Annotated in this window: 23 protein-coding genes and 1 tRNA gene; 9 read left to right on the top strand and 15 right to left on the bottom strand. The window is 63.9% G+C overall.

Annotation, left to right across the window (positions count from 1 at the left end; translation table 11 throughout):
* Positions 1-161: 161 nt before the first annotated feature.
* The 8 genes from JQ603_RS30675 to mnmA form a co-directional block, all read right to left on the bottom strand.
* Positions 162-578 (bottom strand): nuclear transport factor 2 family protein, encoded by a 417-nt coding sequence (locus JQ603_RS30675; RefSeq protein WP_212345307.1) that lies wholly within the window; start codon positions 576-578, stop codon positions 162-164.
* Positions 579-1,670: 1,092 nt separating this feature from the next.
* A complete protein-coding gene (locus JQ603_RS30670) occupies positions 1,671-3,023 on the bottom strand; it encodes an ATP-dependent nuclease (protein WP_212345306.1) in 1,353 nt (450 codons plus the stop codon).
* A gap of 177 nt (positions 3,024-3,200) precedes the next feature.
* Positions 3,201-3,824 (bottom strand): DUF4145 domain-containing protein, encoded by a 624-nt coding sequence (locus JQ603_RS30665; protein WP_212345305.1) that lies wholly within the window; start codon positions 3,822-3,824, stop codon positions 3,201-3,203.
* A gap of 486 nt (positions 3,825-4,310) precedes the next feature.
* A complete protein-coding gene (locus JQ603_RS30660; protein WP_212345304.1) occupies positions 4,311-4,712 on the bottom strand; it encodes a VOC family protein in 402 nt (133 codons plus the stop codon).
* A 136-nt stretch (positions 4,713-4,848) separates the two neighbouring features.
* A tRNA-Met gene (locus JQ603_RS30655) sits at positions 4,849-4,925 on the bottom strand.
* Between the two features lie 244 nt (positions 4,926-5,169).
* A complete protein-coding gene (locus JQ603_RS30650; RefSeq protein ID WP_212345301.1) occupies positions 5,170-5,526 on the bottom strand; it encodes a hypothetical protein in 357 nt (118 codons plus the stop codon).
* 128 nt (positions 5,527-5,654) lie between these two features.
* Positions 5,655-6,293, bottom strand: a complete 639-nt coding sequence (locus JQ603_RS30645) for a class I SAM-dependent methyltransferase (protein WP_212345298.1) — start codon at positions 6,291-6,293, stop codon at positions 5,655-5,657.
* An 80-nt stretch (positions 6,294-6,373) separates the two neighbouring features.
* Positions 6,374-7,555 (bottom strand): tRNA 2-thiouridine(34) synthase MnmA, encoded by a 1,182-nt coding sequence (mnmA, locus tag JQ603_RS30640; RefSeq protein WP_212345295.1) that lies wholly within the window; start codon positions 7,553-7,555, stop codon positions 6,374-6,376.
* 344 nt (positions 7,556-7,899) lie between these two features.
* Here mnmA and JQ603_RS30635 point away from each other — a divergent pair, with 344 nt between their 5' ends.
* The 8 genes from JQ603_RS30635 (at position 7,900) to flbD (ending at position 16,175) form a co-directional block, all read left to right on the top strand.
* Positions 7,900-9,516 carry a flagellar hook-length control protein FliK gene (locus JQ603_RS30635; protein ID WP_212345292.1) on the top strand — a complete coding sequence of 539 codons (1,617 nt, stop codon included), beginning with the start codon at positions 7,900-7,902 and terminating at the stop codon, positions 9,514-9,516.
* Between the two features lie 13 nt (positions 9,517-9,529).
* Positions 9,530-10,240 (top strand): flagellar hook assembly protein FlgD, encoded by a 711-nt coding sequence (locus JQ603_RS30630; RefSeq protein WP_212345289.1) that lies wholly within the window; start codon positions 9,530-9,532, stop codon positions 10,238-10,240.
* A 361-nt stretch (positions 10,241-10,601) separates the two neighbouring features.
* Complete coding sequence (locus JQ603_RS30625; RefSeq protein WP_002714638.1) at positions 10,602-10,877, top strand: DUF1153 domain-containing protein; 276 nt, start codon at positions 10,602-10,604, stop codon at positions 10,875-10,877.
* Between the two features lie 179 nt (positions 10,878-11,056).
* Positions 11,057-12,667 carry a flagellar basal-body MS-ring/collar protein FliF gene (fliF, locus tag JQ603_RS30620; protein ID WP_212345286.1) on the top strand — a complete coding sequence of 537 codons (1,611 nt, stop codon included), beginning with the start codon at positions 11,057-11,059 and terminating at the stop codon, positions 12,665-12,667.
* A gap of 17 nt (positions 12,668-12,684) precedes the next feature.
* Positions 12,685-13,779 carry a flagellar motor switch protein FliG gene (gene fliG / locus JQ603_RS30615; RefSeq protein WP_212345284.1) on the top strand — a complete coding sequence of 365 codons (1,095 nt, stop codon included), beginning with the start codon at positions 12,685-12,687 and terminating at the stop codon, positions 13,777-13,779.
* A complete protein-coding gene (locus JQ603_RS30610; protein ID WP_212345282.1) occupies positions 13,779-14,399 on the top strand; it encodes a FliH/SctL family protein in 621 nt (206 codons plus the stop codon). The genes fliG and JQ603_RS30610 overlap by 1 nt, the downstream gene beginning before the upstream one ends.
* A 3-nt stretch (positions 14,400-14,402) precedes the next feature.
* Positions 14,403-14,753 carry a flagellar motor switch protein FliN gene (gene fliN / locus JQ603_RS30605; RefSeq protein WP_018641467.1) on the top strand — a complete coding sequence of 117 codons (351 nt, stop codon included), beginning with the start codon at positions 14,403-14,405 and terminating at the stop codon, positions 14,751-14,753.
* Between the two features lie 39 nt (positions 14,754-14,792).
* On the top strand, positions 14,793-16,175 hold the full coding sequence (gene flbD / locus JQ603_RS30600; protein ID WP_212345280.1) for a sigma-54-dependent transcriptional regulator FlbD: 1,383 nt from the start codon (positions 14,793-14,795) through the stop codon (positions 16,173-16,175).
* Between the two features lie 85 nt (positions 16,176-16,260).
* Here flbD and JQ603_RS30595 read toward each other — a convergent pair whose 3' ends face one another.
* The gene (locus tag JQ603_RS30595; protein ID WP_018641469.1) at positions 16,261-16,593 is read right to left on the bottom strand and encodes a GYD domain-containing protein; all 333 of its coding nucleotides are present in this window, start codon (positions 16,591-16,593) and stop codon (positions 16,261-16,263) included.
* Positions 16,594-17,120: 527 nt separating this feature from the next.
* Here JQ603_RS30595 and JQ603_RS30590 point away from each other — a divergent pair.
* On the top strand, positions 17,121-18,269 hold the full coding sequence (locus tag JQ603_RS30590) for a M20 family metallopeptidase (protein ID WP_212345278.1): 1,149 nt from the start codon (positions 17,121-17,123) through the stop codon (positions 18,267-18,269).
* Between the two features lie 139 nt (positions 18,270-18,408).
* Here JQ603_RS30590 and JQ603_RS30585 read toward each other — a convergent pair whose 3' ends face one another.
* The 6 genes from JQ603_RS30585 to JQ603_RS38350 all read right to left on the bottom strand — a co-directional run bounded on the left by JQ603_RS30585 (position 18,409) and on the right by JQ603_RS38350 (position 22,226).
* On the bottom strand, positions 18,409-18,564 hold the full coding sequence (locus tag JQ603_RS30585; protein ID WP_167523728.1) for a hypothetical protein: 156 nt from the start codon (positions 18,562-18,564) through the stop codon (positions 18,409-18,411).
* A gap of 91 nt (positions 18,565-18,655) precedes the next feature.
* Positions 18,656-19,237, bottom strand: a complete 582-nt coding sequence (locus JQ603_RS30580) for a flavin reductase family protein (RefSeq protein WP_212345276.1) — start codon at positions 19,235-19,237, stop codon at positions 18,656-18,658.
* A 32-nt stretch (positions 19,238-19,269) separates the two neighbouring features.
* Complete coding sequence (locus JQ603_RS30575) at positions 19,270-20,106, bottom strand: ATP-binding cassette domain-containing protein (RefSeq protein ID WP_212345274.1); 837 nt, start codon at positions 20,104-20,106, stop codon at positions 19,270-19,272.
* Between the two features lie 20 nt (positions 20,107-20,126).
* A complete protein-coding gene (gene ssuC / locus JQ603_RS30570; RefSeq protein WP_212345272.1) occupies positions 20,127-20,933 on the bottom strand; it encodes an aliphatic sulfonate ABC transporter permease SsuC in 807 nt (268 codons plus the stop codon).
* Positions 20,930-22,093, bottom strand: a complete 1,164-nt coding sequence (gene ssuD, locus JQ603_RS30565; RefSeq protein ID WP_212345269.1) for an FMNH2-dependent alkanesulfonate monooxygenase — start codon at positions 22,091-22,093, stop codon at positions 20,930-20,932. The genes ssuC and ssuD overlap by 4 nt, the downstream gene beginning before the upstream one ends.
* 10 nt (positions 22,094-22,103) lie before the next feature.
* Entirely contained in the window at positions 22,104-22,226 is a 123-nt protein-coding gene (locus tag JQ603_RS38350) for a hypothetical protein (protein WP_256375884.1), read from the bottom strand.
* Between the last annotated feature and the right edge of the window lies 1 nt (position 22,227).

Genomic DNA, 22,227 nt, shown 5'->3' with positions numbered 1-22,227 from the left:
CAGCAGAATCAATGAGCTTGAGACCGTCGAGCGTGCCGCTCAGCGTCGGCATCGATTTCAGCAAATGCGTTACGCCGATTTTGCATGAGTTGATGTATCTGCCCGGCATTGCGACGCAGCCGAAGCTTGGCTGCACATGAGATCGGCGGTCTTGATTCCAATTATGCGACGACCGGCGAACTCGTCCAATGCTCTTGAGGCGTGTCGGTCCAGGACGAGCCGAGTGGCTGCATCGATAACCAGGTCTCCACCAACTTGCCGCCCTCGGTGCGGTAGGACTGCATCCCGGCACGGCTTCGAGCCTCTCCGGTCTTTGGATCGAGCCACTTGAACGCAAAGCGGAACCATGCCCGATGTCCGCAGAAGGAATGATCGTAGACGACAACACGGATGCCGGGTCGCTCCCGCTGCACCTCGGCAATCTCGGCGGCGTAGGCATCCCGCGTGACAATCCGGTCGCCGGCTTCATCGTGACGAATGTAATGTTCGCCGACGCAGGCCGGGACGATGTCGAATCGTCCCTCGTGCCAAACCCGCTCCCAACGGTCGAAGAGATCGATCATCTGCTGTTCTGACATGGTGCTCTCGTCCTTCGATCGTGTTGCATGGATGACAAGCCGCGCGCTGTCCCCTCTCGCAAGATTCGGACCAACCGATCGATCCTCGAAGATCGGCCCTCATGTCGGGCGTGTCTCAAAACGCCGTTCTTCCGGTAGAATGGCCGTTCGAGGTCTCGCCGGCGCGGATGAACGTGCCACCCGGCACGAGCCCTCTTCTCATAGAATGGTGCAGCCTGATCATTGCCGACGGCGGCCAGCCACGCGATCGATCGCGTGAGCCTGCATCGAGCGGCTGCGACAGAGCGGACTGGCCGATTGAACGCAACTTCCCCGCACGCATGCAATTTGCCGTTCAGCTTCGATGTCAGACGCCAGACGCAGCCCTGCATTCTCGCGGCTGATTTCACCCGAGGCTTGCTTGATCTCTCCACCCTCAAAGCCAAGAGGGCGCAGGGAAGGCCGGGTGCTGACCTCGCACCCGCGGTCCGCTGCGCGAAGATGTAGCGCAAAGGAACCGCACAGCAGCATACAGGTGGTGCCAATCACTCGGCCTTCCCTGCGCGATGGTCGGACGGCTTATGCCGCGCTCTCCCGGGAGCCGAACTTTCCTTTTGGCCTCCCTCGCCCCGCGAATTGACGATGCCGTCTGCCCGGTTGGGTTCGCGCGCATCTTCGCAAGAGGCTTGACCGTAGCAACGACGGCCAGGACCACACGGTTTTGCCGTACGCACGGCCCGCCATTTCGCCGCAGTATTTCCAGCCCTGTCGACGGAGCCGAAAACTTACAGACGAGACGAAGCCTAGCAGCGCCGCTCGTCCGCACGCGGTAACGAGCTCACAGGGACTACCCGCCCTGCCCGCACCCTCTCGTGCCGACGCTGCCGCGTCCACCGCAAGCCCGGCTCGCGAAAATGACGACCGCACGATCGCCCCTCAAGGATGAGCCGGGATGGGCGAGATGTACGACAAATCCGAATTTCGGTAAAGTGGAATATTTTTGCGGGGAGGGGTTGACGGGGTGGCGGGTGTTTTGCCCGACGGGACGAAATCATGACGTCTGTCGTGGAGCTCGTCGTGGGCGCAAGCGCTCCACCCATCTTACGCACTCAATCAGTCTAGGTACTTTCGAATCTCATCGATCAGAGTTTGAAATGCATCTCGGCACGACGGATGAATGATTCCTTCGCGCCGAAATACTCCTTCCTTGATCACCTTGTTGGTCTCTCCTCCCGATAAATTTCGTTCGTACTTATCCCGGATGTCGTCCTTGATGAGGAAAAACGGGCGGGCATGATCGGCCCTATCGGCAAACTCGCTTGCCGCCGCCTCGTATTCCGACTTCTTATCGCCGTCGAAGATTGCGGCGCATTTAATTCCGAGATCGACACACAGACGCATCCAGGGGCGGATTACACTGGCTCCGCCGCAACCGTAACCCATAATAGGTAGCGGCTTCTGCTCCGTCGCTTCCAAGAAATTTTCGATGTAGTGCACGTCCTCTGCGCCTTCTAGTAACACAGCCCGGTTGGAAAAGAACAATTCCTTGCAGACTGAATCATAGTACTTCCTGCTCATAACATTTGAGTGCGCGTTTACGGCGTTAAAGGAAGCACTAGCAGGTGATACGACTTGAGAGTTGCCGATTATATCAATAAATACCCGGAAGAGCTTAGACGCACCGGATATCTCGGCCCATCCTACAAAGTGCGGCGAATGTGTAACCACTACGACCTGTCGAGTGTCACTATAGCTAAGCAAATGCCGGTATAGATTTCGCTGCAACTGAGGATGCAAAGATAGTTCGGGCTCATCGATAACAATACAATCACCTGGCTGACTCGTGGCCAACACATAAATGATTCTTATTAGGTTCGTTACTCCATCTCCGGTATCAGAGAGAGTATGTGGCCGCTTTGACGGCCCCTCGTAAAGCATAACATTTCGTCCACCAACATTGTCTGTCGTAAAGTCGACAGAAGACGGATCGACCTCCATCAATTCCGCTACGAATAGATCCTTCTCCGAAGCGTCAAGAAAGACTTTTGCAATTGCCGTCGCTAACTGCCCATCAAAAAAGGCTTGGTTGCCAAGGCGACCAAGCAACTCCCCATACTCATAGTCACTGGGCTTCATTCCTCCGACATGATAATCGGACGCAAATGGCCGGCGCGAAGGGACAAACCTAAAGGAACCGTGAAGGCCATTATGGTTGCCAGTCTTACGAAAGATACCTCCTTGAACGCCGGTGTCGATTCCGATTTCGGCGATATCGCCATTAGGATGAATCCAAGCAGCTTCGATGACCGGCTTTTCCGGTTCACGGCGCATTTCTCTTCCAATCGTCAGAGTATCGTCGGGAGCAAGCAGTTGCCGAACCAGTGAGACGATTGTTGACTTGCCGCTATTGTTCGCTCCGACAAGTACATTATAGCCACTCCCCAACATGCCGTTCGCTTCCGACAACGTGAGCGTCTGAGGGTCCGAAAACGACTTGATGTGACCAATGCGTATCGAGCGAAGCAGTTTAACCTCCCGGTCGCACGAAGCCCTCAACTAATAAGATGGATAGAGCGAAGCGAAACCCATCCTACGGGCTGACGGGAAAGTCTTCGACAATACCGATTGAGCGAAGCATCGTCTTCAGCGTTCGTTGTTTTTCCGGGGAGGCACACGCTTCCCCAACCCCTTTGCTTCATCTGCATGCCCAAAGATCGGCGCCATCACTCCCTCGACAATATCGAGGGCGATCCTCAAGTCCTCATCTGTGGGGGCGAAGCCGCGGTGCATCGCAGCGTCACCCACATCCAATGTCGTACGCATAGCTTCGCGTTGGATTTTTGAGATGAACCCAGCTCGCTCAAACGCTTCCAGCTTTTGATTGAATGAGCCCTTGTCACCGATCTTCATGATCATGATCTGCTCCAGGGCCGCCCTAATGCCCATTGCAGCGAGTCGATACTGACGCCCGAAGATGGCTTGATACACCTCAGTCAGTAGATCACCGAGTATCTCCTCATCCGCATCGAGCCCGAGCCGCATGTATTGCAACCACATTGGCATCTGACGCGAGACTGGCGATGGGTAGAATTCTTCCTGATCTGTGAAATGCAGATCCTTCACGCGCATGGAGATGGCCTCGCATCCTCCACATGCAATCATCGCGTAGTCGCTGCCATCTTTCTCGCAATTGAAAAGGATCTGATGCGTAGTCTCCCGCATGCACTTGGAGCAAGGCGCCTTAATTTTCTCAAGTGGCTCAGTCATCGGACGCGCTATCCACATCCCCTCACGCAGGCCCCAGCAACCTGTGGTATACTTATCTGTGATGGCATCAATTATTTCAATAGGATGCGCACGATTGTGCCCGTCTCCGACGGACATATTCGCGCCTATCATGGCGATTGAATCCCTCACACTAGACCCCCGTCATTTGTAAGAGTGTAGGGGCGAAGTGTGTCTAGGGGGGCATAACCGGACGGACGTAAAATGCACCGGTTCTCGCGTAAGCTACGCCATGCTGACAAACGGTACGTAGCAACCAATAAAGGGCGGGCTGTTCCCTATGGCTGCGGCAAGCAGCCCATCCGCTTAGCTTCCCCAACGCTGTTCGCGAAGGTACACGGCCCCAAAATCATCGCCTCGAAAAATACTTCCGGGCTCCCCCACCCCAGAGCTGGCCCAAAATTGTTTTCCAGGGTCTATCCGCGGACGAGGTATGACGGGTTTCGCAAGTGCTACCCGTCCTACGGCCTACGTCCGTCCGATCAGCTGAGCGATCTCCCAGACATGACCTGAAGGATCGGCGAAGGATGCGGTTCGCCGTCCCCATGGACGGTCGATCGGGCCATTGAGCAGATCGACACCGATCCCCCGAAGGGCGAAGCACACGTCATCGACGTCAGCGACCCTGATCGTCAACAGCGCGCGGGCCCCCGCGGAAGACGGCCCAACCGGCAACGGCGCGACAAGCGGAGGCGCCTGGGAGACGTCGAGAAGATTGATCAGGAGGCCGCCGAATCTCAAGACAGACGAGACGGCATCCTCCCAGACTATCTCGGATGCGAAAACCTTGGCGTAGAACGCCTTCGAAGCCGCGATGTCATCAACGAACAGCGTGATGACTTCAACTTCGCGTGGCAGACCTTTGACCATGTCGCCGCACTCCCCTACCGTTACGGCCCGTGCTTGCAGACAGCACAAGCGGCGCACCGTTCAAACAGACCCGGCGCCATGCATCAGGATCGGCTGAGGTCTACCGAGCTATCAAATGGGTGCTTGGGGAGATGTTTGGTAGCGGGAGAGGGACTCGAACCCCCGACCCCAGGATTATGATTCCCGTGCTCTAACCAGCTGAGCTACCCCGCCACAGGGTCGCGAACGGCGAAACAGCCGATCTCGCGAACGCGCGGCATATAAGGAAGGGGGCGGCGGGAAGTCAAGCAAAGTGGCGGCGATTGATGGGGTGATTTCACTAGTGAAATCGACCGGTTTGGGGCCGGACTCGCCCGCTCTCAGGCACCAGACTCGCGGACAGCCCCCCTCACCCGGAATTTGCTTTCGCAAATTCCGGCCTCTCCCCGCGCGCGGGGAGAGGCGAAGGAGAAACAAGCTATTTCGGCCTCACATTCGGGTCGCCGCCGGGGCTGCCGGGGGGCGGGATGACGGGGGTCTTGCCGCCGGTTTCGGGGGCCGGGGCGTGCATGTCGGGGTCGACGCCGGCGGGCGGGCAGAGCACGCCGTCGGATTTGGCGAGCTTGTCACCGAGCGGTTCCCGGGCCTGCCCGGTGGTGGTGCCATCGGGTGAGCGGTTCGGGCGGTCCTGCGGGGTGCAATTGGCCGCATGTTGCGGGGATGGCGGCGCGGTCTGTTGCGGCGGCGTCGCCGGGGCGGGCGGGGCCTGCGCGATCGCAGCTCCGGAGGCGGCGATCAGGAGGCTTGCCAGGATGATGTTTGATGTCGTGCGCATGGGAGGAAAACGCGCCGGACTCGGCGCGTGTTCCCCTTAAAGCGCGAGGAACTCGCGCTTTAACCTTTGTCTTTTGAGCATGATCTTGTCGGAAAACCGCTTCACACTTTTCCGGATCATGCTTCCGATCACGATTTGCGGTAGCGGATCAGCGAGAAATGGCCCATCGGCGGCATCGGCCGGCGCTCGGTGAGCGTGACGCCGCCGTGCCTCGTGGCCCAGTTGACGAGGCGGGCCCACGGGAATTCCGGGCGCCAGCCGAGACGGCGGGCGACGGGGGCGAAGGCGAGTTCGGAGATCCTTCGAAGACCCTTTTCCGCGCCGATGTGGTTGACGAGGATCAGCTCGCCGCCCGGCTTGAGCACGCGGACGAACTCGTCGAGCGTTCCTTCCGGATCGGGCACGGCGGTGATGACATATTGCGCGACCACCGCATCGAAGGCGTTGTCGGGGAAGGCGAGGTTTTTCGCGTCCATCACCGAGAGCACCTCGACATTGGAGAGCCGCAACGCGCGCACGCGCGCCTGCGCCTTGCGCAGCATCGGCTCGGAAATGTCGACGCCGCAGATCTTCGTGGTGCGCGCGTAATCCGAGAGCGACAGGCCGGTGCCGACGCCGACGTCGAGGATGCGGCCGCCAATGCGGTCGGCTTCCGCAATGGTCGACTGCCGCCCGGCGTCAAAGACCTTGCCGAACACGAGATCGTAGACCGGCGCCCAGCGGCCATAGGCCTTCTCGACCCCCGCCCGCGAGATGTCTGCTGCCATGCCCCCTGCCCTTAACTTCACCTCTCCCCAACAGGAGAGGTGAACCCAGCCCAATGAATTGCGCTTGATGTCGTCATCCGTCAGCCGCGCACGGCCTCCGCGAGCGGGCGCGATGTGGCCGCGTCAAGCTTCGCCGCGGCGCTCTGGATGAAGCCACCGCCGAGCACGCGGGCCTGGCCCGACGGTGCGTCGTAGAACACGCAGGCCTGGCCGGGCGAAACGCCCTCTTCGCCGGCGACGAGCTCGACCTCGTAATGGCCGCCGGCGCCGCGCAGCCAGGCCGGCTGCGGCGAGCGGGTCGAGCGCACGCGCACGAACATCTCCAGGCCGTTGCCGATCGCGCTATCGATATCGCCGCCGCCGATCCAGTTGACGTCGCGCAAGGAGATGCGGTGCATCTTCAGCGCGTCGCGCGGGCCGACGACGACGCGGCGGTGCGCCGCATCCAGCCGCACCACGAACAGCGGCGAGCCCGAGGCGATGCCGAGGCCGCGGCGCTGGCCGACGGTGAAATTGGCGATGCCGTGATGCTGGCCGAGCACGCGGCCGTCGAGATCGACGATGTCGCCGGGGTCCATCGCGTTCGGCCGCAGGCGGGTGATGATGTCGGTGTAGCGGCCCGTCGGCACGAAGCAGATGTCCTGGCTGTCGTGCTTGTCGGCGACGGACAGGCCGAAGCGCCGCGCGAGCTCGCGCGTCTCGGGCTTGGTCATGTCGCCGAGCGGAAAGCGCAGGAAGTCGAGCTGTTCTTGCGTGGTCGCGAAGAGGAAATAGCTCTGGTCGCGGTCGGCGTCGGCCGCACACACCAGCGCGCGCGAGCCGTCGGCGCGACGGCGCGAGGCGACATAATGGCCGGTGGCGAGCGCCTGCGCCCCGAGCTCGCGGGCGGTCTTCAAGAGGTCGCGGAATTTGACGCTGCGGTTGCACTCGATGCAGGGCACCGGCGTCTCGCCGAGCGCGTAGCTGTCGGCGAAATTGTCGATGACGGACTCGCGAAAGCGGTCCTCGTAGTCGAGCACGTAATGGGGAATGCCGAGCTTGGCGGCGACGTCGCGGGCGTCGTGGATGTCCTGGCCGGCGCAGCAGGCGCCCTTGCGGTGGGTGGCCGCGCCATGGTCGTAGAGCTGCAGCGTGATGCCGACGACGTCGTAGCCCTCAGCCTTCAGCAGCGCAGCCGTCGTCGAGGAATCGACGCCGCCCGACATGGCGACAACGACCCTGGTGTCCTCAGGACGGCCTTCGAGATCCAGACTGTTGAGCATGGGTTCTTGAGCTGTGACGGCGGTTCGGCGATCCGCGATTTGCTTCTGGCCGGGACATGAACGGTCCCGGGGGAACTTCGGTTCCCACGGTGGCGCGACTTGCCCGGTCGAAAGCGGCTGAGAGCTGCCTCTTTAATATAGGCCGCATTCCGGTGAAGCAATCACGCCGGCCGCCTGCTTAGGGCAATTCTTGCCGGGGAGGCAGAAATGGCGGGGCTTTTGCGCCCCTCGCGGCGGGGTGATCGATCAACCAATGTATTGATTTCACTAGATAAAATCTCCGTTCAGGAGGCTGGCCCGCTCCTTGCTACCCCTATCCCGAAGATGTTTCCAAGGGGGCGCCTGTGGTCGGTGTTTCGTCAGATCTAGCTGCCAGCGTCCAGGTTTCGAGCGCCCAGCAGAAGCCTGCGCGCTCGCAAAGCACGAAGGACACGCCGGCGAGCGACTCCTTCGGCTCGCTGGTCGACAGCAACACCCAGGCGATCAGCAACAACGCGCCGGCCCAGGATACCGCGCCGCGCCGGACCGATTCCGCCTCATCCGCCTCCGACCGCAGCTCGCGCGACACCTCTTCGACTGACACCGCCTCGCAGAGCAAGGCCAGCGACGACACCGACACGCCCGGCGCCACCAAGAGCGAGGCCAGCGACAATCCGGCCAAGGACCCGACCAAGGATTCGGTCAAGGCGGGCAAGACCAAGGACAAGTCCGAGACGTCAGACGCCAAATCGGCGGACAAGTCGGACGAGAAGGGTGACAAGGCCACCGACGGCCTCGCCGCCGCCGTCGATGCCGCAACCGCCGCGCAAGTCGATGCGACGCAAACCGCCGTTCCCGATCCCAACGCGATCGTCGTCGCCGCGCCCGTCGTGCCGGTCGATCCGAATGCGGCCACGGGCCAGACCGGCGATGCCGCCACTTCGCCGCTGACGATCGCCGCCGCCGGCATCGCCGCCAGCGCCTCCACCGCGGCGCAGATCGCGGGCACCAAGACCGATACCGCAACGCCCGGCGACAAGAGCGCCAAGACGGCCGGCGCGAAAGTCGAAGCCGACACCTCGGCGACGCTGGCCGATGCCGCGACCGGCGCGACCGACGGCACCGCGACCGAGGCCAAGACCAATGGCGGGCTGATCGCCGCCGTCGACCAGGGCACGCCAAAGACCTCGTTCAAGGCCGCCGCCACCGCGCAAGCGCAGACCGACATCTCCAATATCGGCCAGGACGCGGGCAAGGCGAACGCCGCCACTCCGCAGACGCCGGCGACTGCGACCAACGCCGCCGCGCATGCGCAAGCCGCCAAGCCCCAGGCAGATGGCAGCGCGTCCGACGCCAAGCCGGGCGCCGCGGACCGTGCGCCCGACGCGATCCCTGCGGCACCGGCCGCCCACGCCCATGCCAATGCGCAGGCCGCTTTCAACGCGACCGACAGCAGCGCGCAGGCCGCCGCCGTGCAGGCGCCGCTGACCACGACCACCTCGACGGCGACCGCCTCGACCGCAACGCTGACCGCGACCGCGGCCACTTCCGCGGCGGTGCCGATCAACGCCGTGCCGATCGAGATCGCGGCGGCCGCACGCGCGGGCAAGACGCGCTTCGACATCAGCCTCGATCCGGTCGATCTCGGCCGCATCGACGTCCGCATCAATGTCGACCGCAACGGCCAGGTCACCTCGCATCTCACCGTCGAGAAGCCGGAGACGCTGCAGATGCTGCGGCAGGACGCGCCGCAATTGCAGCGCGCACTCGACGATGCCGGCCTCAAGACCGGCAGCAACGGACTGTCCTTCAGCCTGCGCGACCAGAACTCGTCGGGCCAGAACTCCGGCCAGAACAACGACAATGGCGGCAATGCCCGCCGGCTGATCATCAGCGAGGACGACAGCGTTCCCGCAGCGCCCGCGGGGCGCGGCTACGGCCGCATGCTCGGATCGAGCAGCGGCGTCGACATCAGAGTGTGAGGAGTATTCGCTTATGACCACCACGAATGCCGCCACCGCCCCCGCCGTCGTCTCAGGTACGACGCAGCCGACATCGTCGTCGTCCTCCTCGTCGAACTCGCTGAGCTCGACCACGGGATCGACGCTCGCCGGCAACTTCCAGACCTTCCTGACGCTGCTGACGACGCAGTTGCAGAACCAGAACCCGCTCGATCCGCTCGACACCAACCAGTTCACCCAGCAGCTGGTGCAGTTCGCCGGCGTCGAGCAGCAGCTCAAGACCAACGACTCGCTGGCGCAGCTCGTCACCCTGCAGCAGACCACGCAGGCGACCCAGGCACTGGGCTTCGTCGGCAAGACCGCGCTGGTCGACGGCTCGACCGCGACGATGAAGAACTCGTCGGCGACCTGGCATCTCAACGTGCCGTCCGATTCCACCGTCGACATCACCATCGCCAATGCCAGCGGCCAGACCGTGTTCACCGGCAAATACACCGCCGCCTCCGGCACCGACATTCCCTTCACCTGGAACGGCATGGGCAATGACGGCACGCAATGGCCCGACGGCAAGTACACGATCTCGGCGACCGGCAAGGACGTCGCGAACAACAATATCGGCATCGCCGCGCAGGTGCAGGGCGTGGTGTCGTCGGTCGATCTGACCCAGTCGCCGCCGCTGCTCACCATCGACGGCGCCAGCTACACGCTGAGCCAGGTGAAGAGCATTATTGCGGCGAGCGATTGAGGCTGTAGCGGTTCAACATACTCGGTGTCGTCCTGGCGAAAGCCAGGACCCATAACCACCGAACGTCGTTTTAGTGCGAGGACGTGACCCCGAGTCTTCGCAGCAACTACTCCCTGGGGTAATGGGTCCTGGCTTTCGCCAGGACGACGGTTGAGGGGCCTTGCGACACCACGGCAGGCCCCGTTCGTTAGTAAAGTATTTACCTTCTGCCCGCCCGGCCGGCCTTTTCGCCCGCCAGGCCGGCCGCGTTCCCGCAAGTTTCAACGAGAATTGTATTGAAGCCTTAGGCTTAGCGGATTTTTAAGCCGCCGGGGTTACGGTTACGGCGTGAGTTCAGTGGTTGAGAGTTTGTGAGTACGCCATGACAGAACCCCATCGCCCGAGGGTAAAATACGTCATCGGGCCGGACGGCAGTCCGCTGACGATCGCAGATCTGCCCGCACCCGGCACCAAACGCTGGGTCATCCGCCGCAAGGCCGAGGTCGTCGCCGCTGTGCGCGGCGGACTTCTCTCCCTCGAGGAGGCCTGCAGCCGATATACCCTGACGGTCGACGAATTCCTCTCCTGGCAGTTTTCCATCGACCAGCACGGTCTGGCGGGTCTTCGCACCACCCGCATCCAGCAATATCGCCAGTAAGCGATCCGGAAATCTGCGGCTTTTGACGAAAATCGGCCTCGCCCAGCGAGGCCGATTTTTTTCATGCCGCTACTTTTGTCCGACCTCTTAACCTTCGTTAACCATATCGAAACCATCCCCTAGGCAATAATTGCCCAGTCGGCCGCTCGGTTGCGGGTCGCATTGGTCGGGGCGGTTGCTTGCAAGGTCTTGCGGACTTCTTAAAAAGTATCGGTGCCGCCCGGTTCGGGGCGATGATCGCGGTCACCGCCGCGCTCATCGGCTTCTTCGCGTTCGTCATCATGCGCGTCACCACGCCGCAGATGACGACGTTGTTCACCGACCTCAGCGTCGAAGATTCCTCCAGCATTGTCAAAGACCTGGAACGCCAGGGCATCCAGTTCGAGATCCGCAATGAGGGCTCCATCATCATGGTGCCCAAGGACAAGGTCACGCGCCTCAGAATGAAGCTCGCCGAGGGCGGCCTGCCCAAGGGCGGCGGCGTCGGCTACGAGGTGTTCGACAAGTCGGACGCGCTCGGCACCACCTCCTTCGTCCAGAACATCAATCATCTGCGCGCGCTGGAAGGCGAGCTCGCCCGCACTATCCGCGCCATCGACCGCATCCAGGCCGCCCGCGTCCACCTGGTGCTGCCCGAACGGCCGCTGTTCGCGCGCGAGGCGCCGGAGCCGTCGGCCTCGATCGTGGTCCGCGTCCGCGGCTCGCTCGAAGCGCAGCAGATCCGGGCCATTCGCCATCTCGTCGCCTCCGCCGTCAACGGCCTGAAGCCGCAGCGCGTCTCGATCGTGGACGAGGCCGGCCAGCTGCTCGCCGACGGCGCCCAGACCGATCCGGAGCAGGCGCTCGGGGACGAGCGCCGCACCGCCTTCGAGAAGCGGATGCGCAAGCAGGTCGAGGACATCGTCTCCTCCGTGGTCGGATCGGGCCGCGCCCGCGTCCAGCTCTCCGCCGATTTCGACTTCAACAAGGTCACCCAGACCTCGGACAAGTTCGACCCCGAGGGCCGCGTGCTGCGCTCGAGCCAGACCCGCGAAGAAAGCAGCATGACCGCCGACAACAACGGCCAGGTCACCGTCAACAACGAGCTGCCCGGCAACCAGCAGAACAACGGCGTCGCAGCCAAGGACCAGAGCAAGAAGACCGAGGAGACCAACAATTACGAGATCTCCCGCACCACCAAGACCGAGGTGACCGAGGCCGGCCGGGTCAACCGCATCTCGGTCGCGGTGCTGGTCGACGGCATCTACACCAAGAACGACAAGGGCGAGCTGGCCTACACGGACCGCACCAAGGAGCAGCTCGACCGCATCGCCACCCTGGTCCGCTCGGCGATCGGCTTCGACCAGAAGCGCGGCGACCAGGTCGAGGTCGTCAATCTGCGCTTCGCCGACGCCCCTTCCACTGCGCCGATCGGCGAACCCAGCGGCTTCCTCGGCATGCTGCAGTTCACCAAGGACGACGTCATGTACTTCGTCGAGCTCGGCGTGATGATGCTGCTCGGCCTGGTCGTGCTGTTCATGGTGATCCGCCCGCTGGTCAAGCGCATCCTGGCGTCCGACGAAGTCGCCGCCGCCATCTCCGGCGTGCTCGCCGGCCCGGCCGCGAGCGACGAGGCCGCGCCGGCCGGCCAGCCGCTCCTGCCGAGCGGCGCAGCGAGCGCGATCGACGTTGCCACCATCCAGGGCCAGGTCCACGCCCAGTCCGTCCACCGCGTCGGCGAGCTCGCCGAGCGCAACCCGAACGAAACCGTCGCCATCATTCGCCAGTGGCTGACCGAACCCGCAAAATAATCGAGAAGTGAGCTGACATGGCCGGCAATCTGCAGAACGCCAACTCGAACGACATCACCAGCGTGATCTCCACGCTCGGCCAGCGTGCCGGCAGCCGCGCGGGCGGCGGCAAGGTCGAAACGGTCGCGGGGCCGAAGCGCGCCGCGATCCTGATGCTGGCGCTGGGCGAGCAGTATGGCGGCAAGATCTGGTCGCTGCTCGACGACGACGAGGTGCGCCAGCTCTCGCTGGAAATGTCCACGCTCGGCACCGTCGAGGTCGACACGGTGGAGGACATGCTGCTCGAATTCGTCTCGCGCATGTCGGCTTCCGGCGCGCTGATGGGCAATTTCGACGCGACCGAGCGGCTGCTCCAGCAATACCTGGCGCCGGAGCGCGTCAACGGCATCATGGACGAGATCCGCGGCCCTGCGGGGCGCAACATGTGGGAGAAGCTCTCCAACGTGCAGGAAGAGGTGCTCGCGAACTATCTCAAGAACGAATATCCGCAGACCATCGCGGTCGTCCTCTCGAAGCTGAAGCCGGAACACGCCGCCCGCGTGCTCGGTATCTTCCCCGAGGAGCTGGCGCTGGACGTCGTCAACCGCATGCTGAAGATGGAGGCGGTTCAGAAAGAGGTGATCGAGAGCGTGGAGAAGACGCTGCGCACCGAGTTCATGTCCAACCTGTCGCAGACCCGGCGCCGCGACGCCCATGAGGTGATGGCTGAAATCTTCAACAATTTCGACCGCCAAACCGAAACCCGCTTCATCACCTCGCTGGAAGAGGAGAACCGGGAATCGGCCGAGCGCATCAAGGCGCTGATGTTCACCTTCGACGACCTCGTCAAGCTGGATTCCGGCTCGGCCCAAACGTTGATGCGCAACGTCGACAAGGACAAGCTCGGCGTCGCGCTCAAGAGCGCCAACGAGGACGTCCGCAACTTCTTCTTCGGCAACATGTCCTCGCGCGCGGCCAAGATGCTCCAGGACGACATGGCGGCAATGGGCCCCGTGCGCCTGCGCGACGTCGACGAGGCCCAGGCGCTGCTGGTCAACCTCGCAAAGGACCTCGCCGCCAAGGGCGAGATCATGCTGACCAAGAACCGCGCCGACGACGAGCTGGTGTATTGATGGGCGCTCCTGCCAAATTCCTGTTCGATACCGACTTCGCGGCGCCCGAGCGGACGCGCGAAAAGGCTGCGACCGCGGCCGAGATCGCCCAGAAGGTCGCCGAAGCCGAGGCGCGCGCCTATCAGGACGGCTTTGCCGCCGGCCAACGCGAAGCCAAGGCCGAGAGCGACCGCCGCGTCGCGCTCGCCATGGAAGAGATCAACATCGGCATCCGGGGCCTGGCCTCTGGCATCGGCAACATCGAGACCAAGATGGAGACCGAAGCGGTCGAGGTCGCGATCGCGGTGGCGCGCAAGCTGTGCGCCGATCTCGTCGCCGCCGAACCGCTCGGCGAGATCGTCGCGCTGGTCAAGGACTGCTTCTCGCACCTGGTCGCGACGCCGCATCTCGTCGTCCGTATCAACGATTCGCTCTACGACAGCGCGCGCGAGAAGATCGAGCGGCTCGCCAAGCAGAGCGGCTTCGAGGGCCGGCTGGTGATCCTGGCCGAGCCTGAAATTGCCACCGGCGACTGCCGGATCGAGTGGGCCGATGGCGGCGTCGTGCTGGAGCGTGGCGCCATCGCGGCCAAGATCGACGACATGGTCGGACGCTATATCGCGTCCCGGAGGGGGAGCTAAGCCATGAGCGACACCGACGGACAGGTCCCGCTGCCCGATCTCAACGGCCCGATGCCGCCTGCCGGCACCGATGTCGGCTACAACGAGGACGAATATGCGGCCCGCGCCGCCGCCGACCTCGAGGCCGTGTTCGACGTGCCGGTGCAGGTCTCGGCCGTGCTCGGCCGCTCCAAGATGGACGTCAGCGAGCTCTTGAAGCTCGGGCCCGGCACCGTGCTCGAGCTCGACCGGCGCGTCGGCGAGGCCATCGACATCTACGTCAACAACAAGCTGGTCGCCCGCGGCGAGGTCGTCCTGGTCGAGGACAAGCTCGGCGTGACCATGACCGAAATCATCAAGACCGAGCGCACGTGATAACGCGCAATAGCGCGATCAGACGGACAGGAGACTGACATGCGGCTTCTCATCGTTGGCACATTGAAGGGCCAGCTCACCACCGCTACCAAGATCGCGATGGAGAACGGCGCCACCGTGACCCATGCCGAGGATCACGAGCAGGCGATGCGGGTGCTGCGCGGCGGCAAGGGCGCCGACCTGCTGCTGGTCGATGTCGCCCTCGACATTCGCGACCTTGTGATGCGACTGGAGGCCGAGCACATCCACGCTCCGATCGTCGCCTGCGGCATCACCAACGACGCCCGCGCCGCGGTCGCCGCGATCCATGCCGGCGCCAAGGAATACATCCCGCTGCCGCCGGATCCGGAGCTGATCGCCGCAGTGCTCGCGGCCGTCGCCAATGATTCCCGCGAGCTGGTCTATCGCGACGAAGCCATGGCCAGGGTCATCAAGCTCGCGCAGCAGATCGCCGGCTCCGACGCCTCGGTGATGATCACCGGCGAGTCCGGCACCGGCAAGGAGGTGCTGGCCCGCTACGTCCACACCCGCTCGGCCCGCGCCAAGCGGCCGTTCATCTCGATCAACTGCGCCGCGATCCCCGAGCACCTGCTGGAGTCTGAACTATTCGGCCACGAGAAGGGCGCCTTCACCGGTGCAGTCGCCCGCCGCATCGGCAAGTTCGAGGAAGCGACCGGCGGCACGCTGCTGCTCGACGAAATCTCCGAGATGGACGTCCGCCTGCAATCGAAGCTTCTGCGCGCCATCCAGGAGCGCGTGATCGACCGCGTCGGCGGCACCAAGCCGGTTCCGGTCGACATCCGCATCATTGCGACCTCGAACCGCAATCTCGCCGAAGCCGTGCGCGAGGGCACGTTCCGCGAGGATCTCTTGTTCCGCCTCAACGTCGTGAACTTGAAGATCCCGCCGCTGCGCGAGCGTCCGGCCGACATCCTCGAGCTCGCCCAGCACTTCGTGAAGAAATATGCCGAGGCCAACGGCGTGCCGGTGCGCCCGCTCTCGGCAGAGGCGCGCCGCGTGCTCTCCACCAATCGCTGGCAGGGCAACGTCCGCGAGCTCGAAAACACCATGCACCGCGCCGTGCTGATGGCGCAGGGCGACGAGATCGGCGCTGACGCGATCATCACCCCGGACGGCGATCGCCTCGACCTCGCCAAGACCGCTCCGGCCGTGGCGCATGCGACCATGGCCGCCGAGCAGGTGACGCGCGCACTTGTGGGTCGCACCGTCGCCGACGTCGAGCGCGACCTGATCCTGGAGACGCTGAAGCACTGCCTCGGCAACCGCACCCACGCCGCCAACATCCTCGGCATCTCGATCCGCACGCTGCGCAACAAGCTCAACGAATACGCCGACGGCGGCATCCCGATCCCGCCCGCGGGCACGCCCGGCGAGTATCCGCGCATGCCGGCCATGGGGTGAGCGCTGATCTTAAAGCTCGACGTCTGCAAAACGGCCCGGAGCGCCGCAAGCGTTCCGGGCCCGATAGTGTCGCGATCTGTCCGAACTATTTGCCCGGCGGGACGTAGGAGCTTGCGAGCTTCGCGGCCTTTTCCGCGATGCTCTTGAATTCGCCCATCTTCCAGGCGCGCACGGTTTCGATCTTGGAGACGGCGCCACTGGCGGCGGCAACCATTCCAATCGCAATAGCATCGGAGCCGTCGGGAAACTCCGTGACGAGCACTGCGTCGTGCTGACCAGTCGTCATGAAAGCTCCCTGGAGCTTTCCGCCGGCTTTTTCGACCAGCGCACCGATGACTGAGGTACGATCGATCGGCTTGTCGACCATTCCCTTGATGCCCGCGTTTGAGTATGAGACGTATGAGATGAACAGCGGCATGTTTTCTCTCCGTCGAAGTTAGAGCGACAACACCTGTAGTCTTGGAAAGAGCTCTCCGAGCGAGAGCAAGGCACGGCCTGCCGACGGCACGCGAGCTGCCTTGAAAATAGAGCTGCGGACCTCGGCACATCCAACTGGCAGCTTGTGCCGATTATAACGGACTCAGCAATACTGCGCGAACGGTAAGCCAAACCTACCCATTTGGAGCGAGACGATCGTGCCCGCCGCGAGTGAAGCAGTTCACGATCGATACGCATCAGGATCGGTAGAATTTGGAGTGAGGTGATGTCGGCCACAGACCGCGTCCGCCATCTCAAACGTCCTTCAACTCGAAAGGGAAAACAGGGGATACCCTTCGTGGACGATCGCGCTGGCTTTTTGCAGCGCCGTAGCCCGCATGAGCGCAGCGTCATGCGGGACGGTGCGGCGGCTTTTCGAGCGCCGAACACATGGCCGCACCGCATCCGGCGACTAGGTCACGCCGGAGCAAGGTCCTATAACCCCGCGTGAGAACCACGAGGGTACATATGTCTGAAGCTCAAATCACGGACTGGCTGGCGTCGCAGAAGCAGGCGATGATCGATCTCTTGCGCGATGTCGTGAACATCGACTCCGGGTCCTATGACAAGGAAGGCGTCGACGCGGTCGGTGCGCGGTTCGAGCGGCATTTTGCCGAGCACGGCATTCCGTTCCGGCGAGAGGCCAATGCCACCTTCGGCGATGCGATCCATGCCGAGGTGGCAAAGCCCGGCAGCAACGAGAAGCCGGTGCTGTTGATGGGGCATCGCGACACCGTCTTCGGCAAGGGCGAGGCCGGGCGGCGGCCGTTCACGATTCGGGACGGTCGCGCCTACGGACCGGGTGTCTCCGACATGAAGTCCGGCCTCGTCATGAACGTGTTCGTGGCCACCGCCTTCCACAAATTCGGCGGCTCGCCGCATCCGATCAAGGTGCTGATCACCTCGGACGAGGAGATTGGCTCGCCCGCCTGCCGTCCCATCATCGAGCGCGAGGGACGCGCCGCACGCGCGGTGTTCAACTCCGAGCCGGGCCGGCCCACGGGCAATGTCGTCACGGGGCGCAAGGGCGGCATCTTCATGCACATGAACATCACCGGCAAGGCCGCGCATTCCGGCGCCAATTTCGCCGCCGGCGTCAGCGCGATCGGCGAGCTCGCGCACAAGATCGTCCAGATCCACGCGCTGACCGATCTCGACAAGGGCATCACGCTCAATGTCGGTCTCGTCTCCGGCGGGCAGTCCGTCAACACCACGGCGCCGTTCGCCGAAGGCCAGATCGATCTGCGCTATGTCGATCCCGCCGATCGCGCGCGGATCATGGGCGCGATCGAAAAGATCGTCGCAACCTCTTACGTCCCGGGCACCAGCGCGACGCTGACGATCAAGGGGGAGTTCGTGCCGGTGGTGCAGAGCGCGGAGTCGAAGGCGCTGTTCGAAGGCTATCAGGCCGGAGCAAGGCAGGTCGGCCTCACCACGCTGCAGGGCGAGTTCTCCGGCGGCTGCGCCGATTCCGGCTTCACCGCAGCGGTCGGCACGCCGACCATCTGCGGTCTCGGCCCGGTCGGCGGTCTTGCGCACACGCCGGAGGAATATCTCGAGGTCGACAGCATCGTGCCGCGCGCACAGGCGCTGGCGCTGGCGATTTTAAGGGGGTGAGCGAGGTGCCGTAGCTGCGTAGGGTGGGTTAGCCGAAGGCGTAACCCACCACTTCTGCTTCCGTGGAAACAAAAGAGGTGGGTTACGCCAAGCAGATGCGCTTCGCGCATCTGCAGGGCTAACCCACCCTACGAGACCGTCACGAATAACTCGGCGCATCCGGCTTGCGGAAGATATGGATCGGATCACCCGGCACGATCGGCTGGCCCGAGAACATCGCATAGGCGTAGAGCGCGAGATAGGCGATCGCCAGCGCGCCGATGGCGTAGAAGGCTAGGGTCGCGACGCGCTTCATCGATCCGCTCCATTGCCATCCCGCATGGGAGGCCCAGGGCGCTTCTAGAGCGATGAGGCGGAAAAGGCCAGCCGGCGCCCGCGGGCGGCGATCAAATGCCGCGCCGGGCGCGCGCGGGAAGGCTGACGTCGGCGAGCTTCGCAGCGTCCTCGTCCTGGTCGACCGCCACATACTGGCCGTGCCAATAGGCGAGCGCCGCATTGCGCGTCGAGTTCCTGACATCCCTGACGCGGCCGATGACGATGCCGTGCGAGTGCCGCTCGACGATCTCCTCGACCTCGCAGTCGAACACCGACAATGCGCCGACCAGCAGCGGAACTCCCGAGACCGCCGTCACCCATTTGGCGCCCGCGAAGCGGTCGGCGCCTTTCAGCCCGCCCTTGCCGGCAAAGCGCTCGGCAACGTCGAGCTGATCGGCATTGAGGATGTTCACGCCGAACGCGCCGTGGCGCTTGATCAGCGGGAAGGACGAGGCATCGCGGTTGATGCTGACCAGCAGCGTCGGCGGCTCCACCGACAGCGAGGTCACTGAGGTCACCGTCATGCCGGTGATGTCCTTGCCTCGCCCGGCGGTGATGACACTGACCCCGCCGGTGAGGTGGCGCATGGCGCCGCGGAAATCGGCGGGCGAAACGGGGATTTCGGTCATGAGATCGCGAGGCACTACATTCATGGCATGGTCCCCGAAATGGGGTTCCCCTGTATTTAGGTACGATCGTCCGCCGACAAAAGGTGGCTCAGGATCGAGCCTTCGAGGGCGGCAAGCTCGGCTGAGCCGCGCTCCCGCGGCCGGGCCACGTTAACCGTGACGTCATGGGCGATCCGGCCCTCCTCGATCACCAGCACCCGGTCAGCCAGCGCGACGGCCTCGGAGACGTCATGGGTCACCAGGATCGCGGTAAAGCCCTGATCCCGCCAGACGCGCTCCAGGAGCCGCTGCATCGAGATCCGGGTCAGCGCGTCCAGCGCGCCGAGCGGCTCGTCGAAAGCGAGCACGCGCGGACGGGACACCAGCGCGCGGCCAAGCGCGACGCGCTGCTTCTGGCCGCCCGAGAGCACCGAGGGCCATTGATCGCGCTTCTCGGCGAGGCCGACCTCGGTCAACGCCTTCTCGGCGCGGGCATGCGCATCCTTGGATGCGCGATCACGGCCGAGGCCGACCTCGACGTTCGCGAGCACGCGGGCCCAGGGCAACAGCCGCGGCTCCTGGAACATCACGCGGATGTCTTCGGGCTGGACGTCGCCGCCGAAGCTGATGCTGCCCGCGTCGATCTTGTCGAGGCCTGCGATCAGCCGCAACAGCGTGCTCTTGCCGCAGCCGCTCTTGCCGACGATGGCGACGAACTGGCCGGCGGGGATGTGCAGGTCGATGCCGCGCAGCACCTCGTTGCTGCCGAAGGATTTGCGCAAGCCCCGGATGCTGAGCGGCAGGCCGCTGGTCTGCACCGGGCGCTCCTCGCGCACCACACGGGCGTGAGGCGCGAAACTGGCGCGGCTGGCAAGCTCGGTCTCGGGAAGGGACGTACGAAGCGCTGTCTGCATGTGATTCCCAGTATTTCTGCTCAACGTTTCTGGAAGGCGGGGTGCCACGAGAGCGTCAGACGCTCCAGCACGCGGGAGGCGCTGTCGGCGAGCTTGCCGAGCAGGGCGTAGATCAGGATCGAGAGCACGACGACGTCGATCAGCATGAACTCGCGCGCCTGCATCGCCATGTAGCCGAGGCCCGATGACGCCGCGATGGTCTCGGCGACGATCAGGGTCAGCCACATGATGCCGAGCGCGAAGCGGATGCCGACGAAGATCGAGGGCAGCGCGCCGGGGAAGATGACGCGGCGGAACAACTCGCCGTCGGTCATGCCGTAGATGCGGCCCATCTCGATCAGCTGGGGATCGACGGTGCGGATGCCGTGCAGCGTGTTGAGATAGATCGGGAAGAACACGCCCAGCGCCACGAGGAAGAGCTTTGCGCTCTCGTCGATGCCGAACCAGAGGATGACCAGCGGGATCAGCGCCAGATGCGGCACATTGCGCACCATCTGCAGCGTGGTATCCGTGAGCCTGGCCGAGAGCTGCGACAGGCCGTTGGCGAGGCCGAAGGCGAAGCCGATGCTGCCGCCGATCAGAAAACCGATCGAGGCGCGCCAGAACGAGACCCAGATGTTGCGGACGAGCTCGCCGGAGAGCAGCAGCTTCCAGCCCGCCAGCGCGACGTCGCTCGGTGCCGGGAGCACACGCGTCGGCACGAAGCCGGTGACGCAGGCGACCTGCCAGATCGCGATGATGGCGAGCGGCACGATCCACTGGGCCAGGCCGTCAACCCGCGGCAGGCGGAAGCTGCGCGGAAGCGAAACACTGTCGATGAGGCTCATGATTGCGACACCCGATGCTGCGGACGGAAATCGCTGCCGACCGTCTCGCCGAAAGGACCGCCGTTGAAGTGCAGCTTGGTCACATTGCTCGGCTGCTCCAGCGAGAGCAGCGGGAACACAAGCTCGGCGAAACGATAGGCCTCCTCCAGATGCGGATAGCCCGACATGATGAAGGTATCGATGCCTATGTCCTGGTACTCCTTGATGCGCGCCGCCACCGTCTGGGCATCGCCAACGAGTGCCGTGCCGGCGCCGCCGCGCACGAGGCCGACACCGGCCCACAGGTTCGGCGCGATCTCGAGCTTGTCGCGCTTGCCGCCGTGCAGCTGCGCCATGCGCTGCTGGCCGACCGAGTCCATGCGGGCGAAGTTCTTCTGCGCAGTCGCGATGGTCTCGTCGCTGACGTGCTTGATCAGCTCGTTGGCGGCGCGCCAGGCCTCTTCATTGGTCTCGCGGACGATGACGTGAAGACGGATGCCGAAGGACAGTTTTCGGCCGCGCGCCTCTGCGGCCGCCCTCACCTTCGCGACCTTCTCGGCGACCTGCGCCGGCGGCTCGCCCCAGGTGAGATATTTGTCGACTGCGTCCACGGCCACGTCGATGCCGGCATCGGACGAGCCGCCGAAATACAGCGGCGGGCGCGGCGACTGCACCGGCGGGAACAGCAGCTTGCCGCCCTCCACATGGATGTGCTTGCCCTCGACATTCACCGTCTTGCCGGCGAGCAGGTCGCTATAGACGTTGAGGAACTCGCGGGTGACCTCGTAGCGCTCGTCATGGCCAAGGAAGATGCCGTCGCCCTTGTTCTCGACGGGATCGCCGCCGGTGACGACATTGACCAGAAGCCGGCCATTGGTGACGCGATCGAGCGTTGCGGTCATGCGCGCCGCCACGGTCGGCGATTGCAGGCCGGGGCGGACCGCCACGAGGTAGCGCAGCCGCTCGGTGAACGGCGCGACGCTGGAGGCAACGATCCAGGAATCCTCGCAGGATCGCCCGGTCGGCAGCAGCACGCCGAAATAGCCGAGTTGGTCGGCGGCCTGCGCGACCTGGCGCAAATAATTGAAGTTGACCTCGCGGCCGCCGATGCCGGTGCCGAGATAGCGGCCGTCACCGTGCGTCGGCAGGAACCAGAGGATGTTGGCGTTGGATTGGCTCATGGATGTGCCCCTAGCCGTAGGTCGTGCCGACGGCGGCCGCGACGATGCCGATCGACATGACGATGGCTGCGATCACGCGTTGAACGATGCGCTTCATGTTCAGACCTTTTTGAATGGGAAGATCGGTCGGCACG

It is taken from the genome of Bradyrhizobium liaoningense, from assembly GCF_018130825.1.
GTDB lineage: Bacteria > Pseudomonadota > Alphaproteobacteria > Rhizobiales > Xanthobacteraceae > Bradyrhizobium > Bradyrhizobium liaoningense_B.
This window is presented reverse-complemented; position numbering and strand designations above follow the sequence as displayed.

Excerpts from the sequence above, each read along its gene's own strand:
- fliN (WP_018641467.1), top strand. The coding sequence starts at position 14,403 with ATGAGCGACACCGACGGACAGGTCCCGCTGCCCGATCTCAACGGCCCG.
- JQ603_RS30650 (WP_212345301.1), bottom strand. The coding sequence starts at position 5,526 with ATGCGCACGACATCAAACATCATCCTGGCAAGCCTCCTGATCGCCGCC.
- JQ603_RS30630 (WP_212345289.1), top strand. The coding sequence starts at position 9,530 with ATGACCACCACGAATGCCGCCACCGCCCCCGCCGTCGTCTCAGGTACG.
- JQ603_RS30575 (WP_212345274.1), bottom strand. The coding sequence starts at position 20,106 with ATGCAGACAGCGCTTCGTACGTCCCTTCCCGAGACCGAGCTTGCCAGC.
- JQ603_RS30585 (WP_167523728.1), bottom strand. The coding sequence starts at position 18,564 with ATGAAGCGCGTCGCGACCCTAGCCTTCTACGCCATCGGCGCGCTGGCG.
- JQ603_RS30610 (WP_212345282.1), top strand. The coding sequence starts at position 13,779 with ATGGGCGCTCCTGCCAAATTCCTGTTCGATACCGACTTCGCGGCGCCC.
- flbD (WP_212345280.1), top strand. The coding sequence starts at position 14,793 with ATGCGGCTTCTCATCGTTGGCACATTGAAGGGCCAGCTCACCACCGCT.
- JQ603_RS30580 (WP_212345276.1), bottom strand. The coding sequence starts at position 19,237 with ATGAATGTAGTGCCTCGCGATCTCATGACCGAAATCCCCGTTTCGCCC.
- ssuC (WP_212345272.1), bottom strand. The coding sequence starts at position 20,933 with ATGAGCCTCATCGACAGTGTTTCGCTTCCGCGCAGCTTCCGCCTGCCG.
- JQ603_RS30590 (WP_212345278.1), top strand. The coding sequence starts at position 17,121 with ATGTCTGAAGCTCAAATCACGGACTGGCTGGCGTCGCAGAAGCAGGCG.
- JQ603_RS30625 (WP_002714638.1), top strand. The coding sequence starts at position 10,602 with ATGACAGAACCCCATCGCCCGAGGGTAAAATACGTCATCGGGCCGGAC.
- JQ603_RS30595 (WP_018641469.1), bottom strand. The coding sequence starts at position 16,593 with ATGCCGCTGTTCATCTCATACGTCTCATACTCAAACGCGGGCATCAAG.
- JQ603_RS30645 (WP_212345298.1), bottom strand. The coding sequence starts at position 6,293 with ATGGCAGCAGACATCTCGCGGGCGGGGGTCGAGAAGGCCTATGGCCGC.
- JQ603_RS30665 (WP_212345305.1), bottom strand. The coding sequence starts at position 3,824 with ATGACTGAGCCACTTGAGAAAATTAAGGCGCCTTGCTCCAAGTGCATG.
- fliG (WP_212345284.1), top strand. The coding sequence starts at position 12,685 with ATGGCCGGCAATCTGCAGAACGCCAACTCGAACGACATCACCAGCGTG.
- mnmA (WP_212345295.1), bottom strand. The coding sequence starts at position 7,555 with ATGCTCAACAGTCTGGATCTCGAAGGCCGTCCTGAGGACACCAGGGTC.
- ssuD (WP_212345269.1), bottom strand. The coding sequence starts at position 22,093 with ATGAGCCAATCCAACGCCAACATCCTCTGGTTCCTGCCGACGCACGGT.
- JQ603_RS30675 (WP_212345307.1), bottom strand. The coding sequence starts at position 578 with ATGTCAGAACAGCAGATGATCGATCTCTTCGACCGTTGGGAGCGGGTT.
- JQ603_RS30660 (WP_212345304.1), bottom strand. The coding sequence starts at position 4,712 with ATGGTCAAAGGTCTGCCACGCGAAGTTGAAGTCATCACGCTGTTCGTT.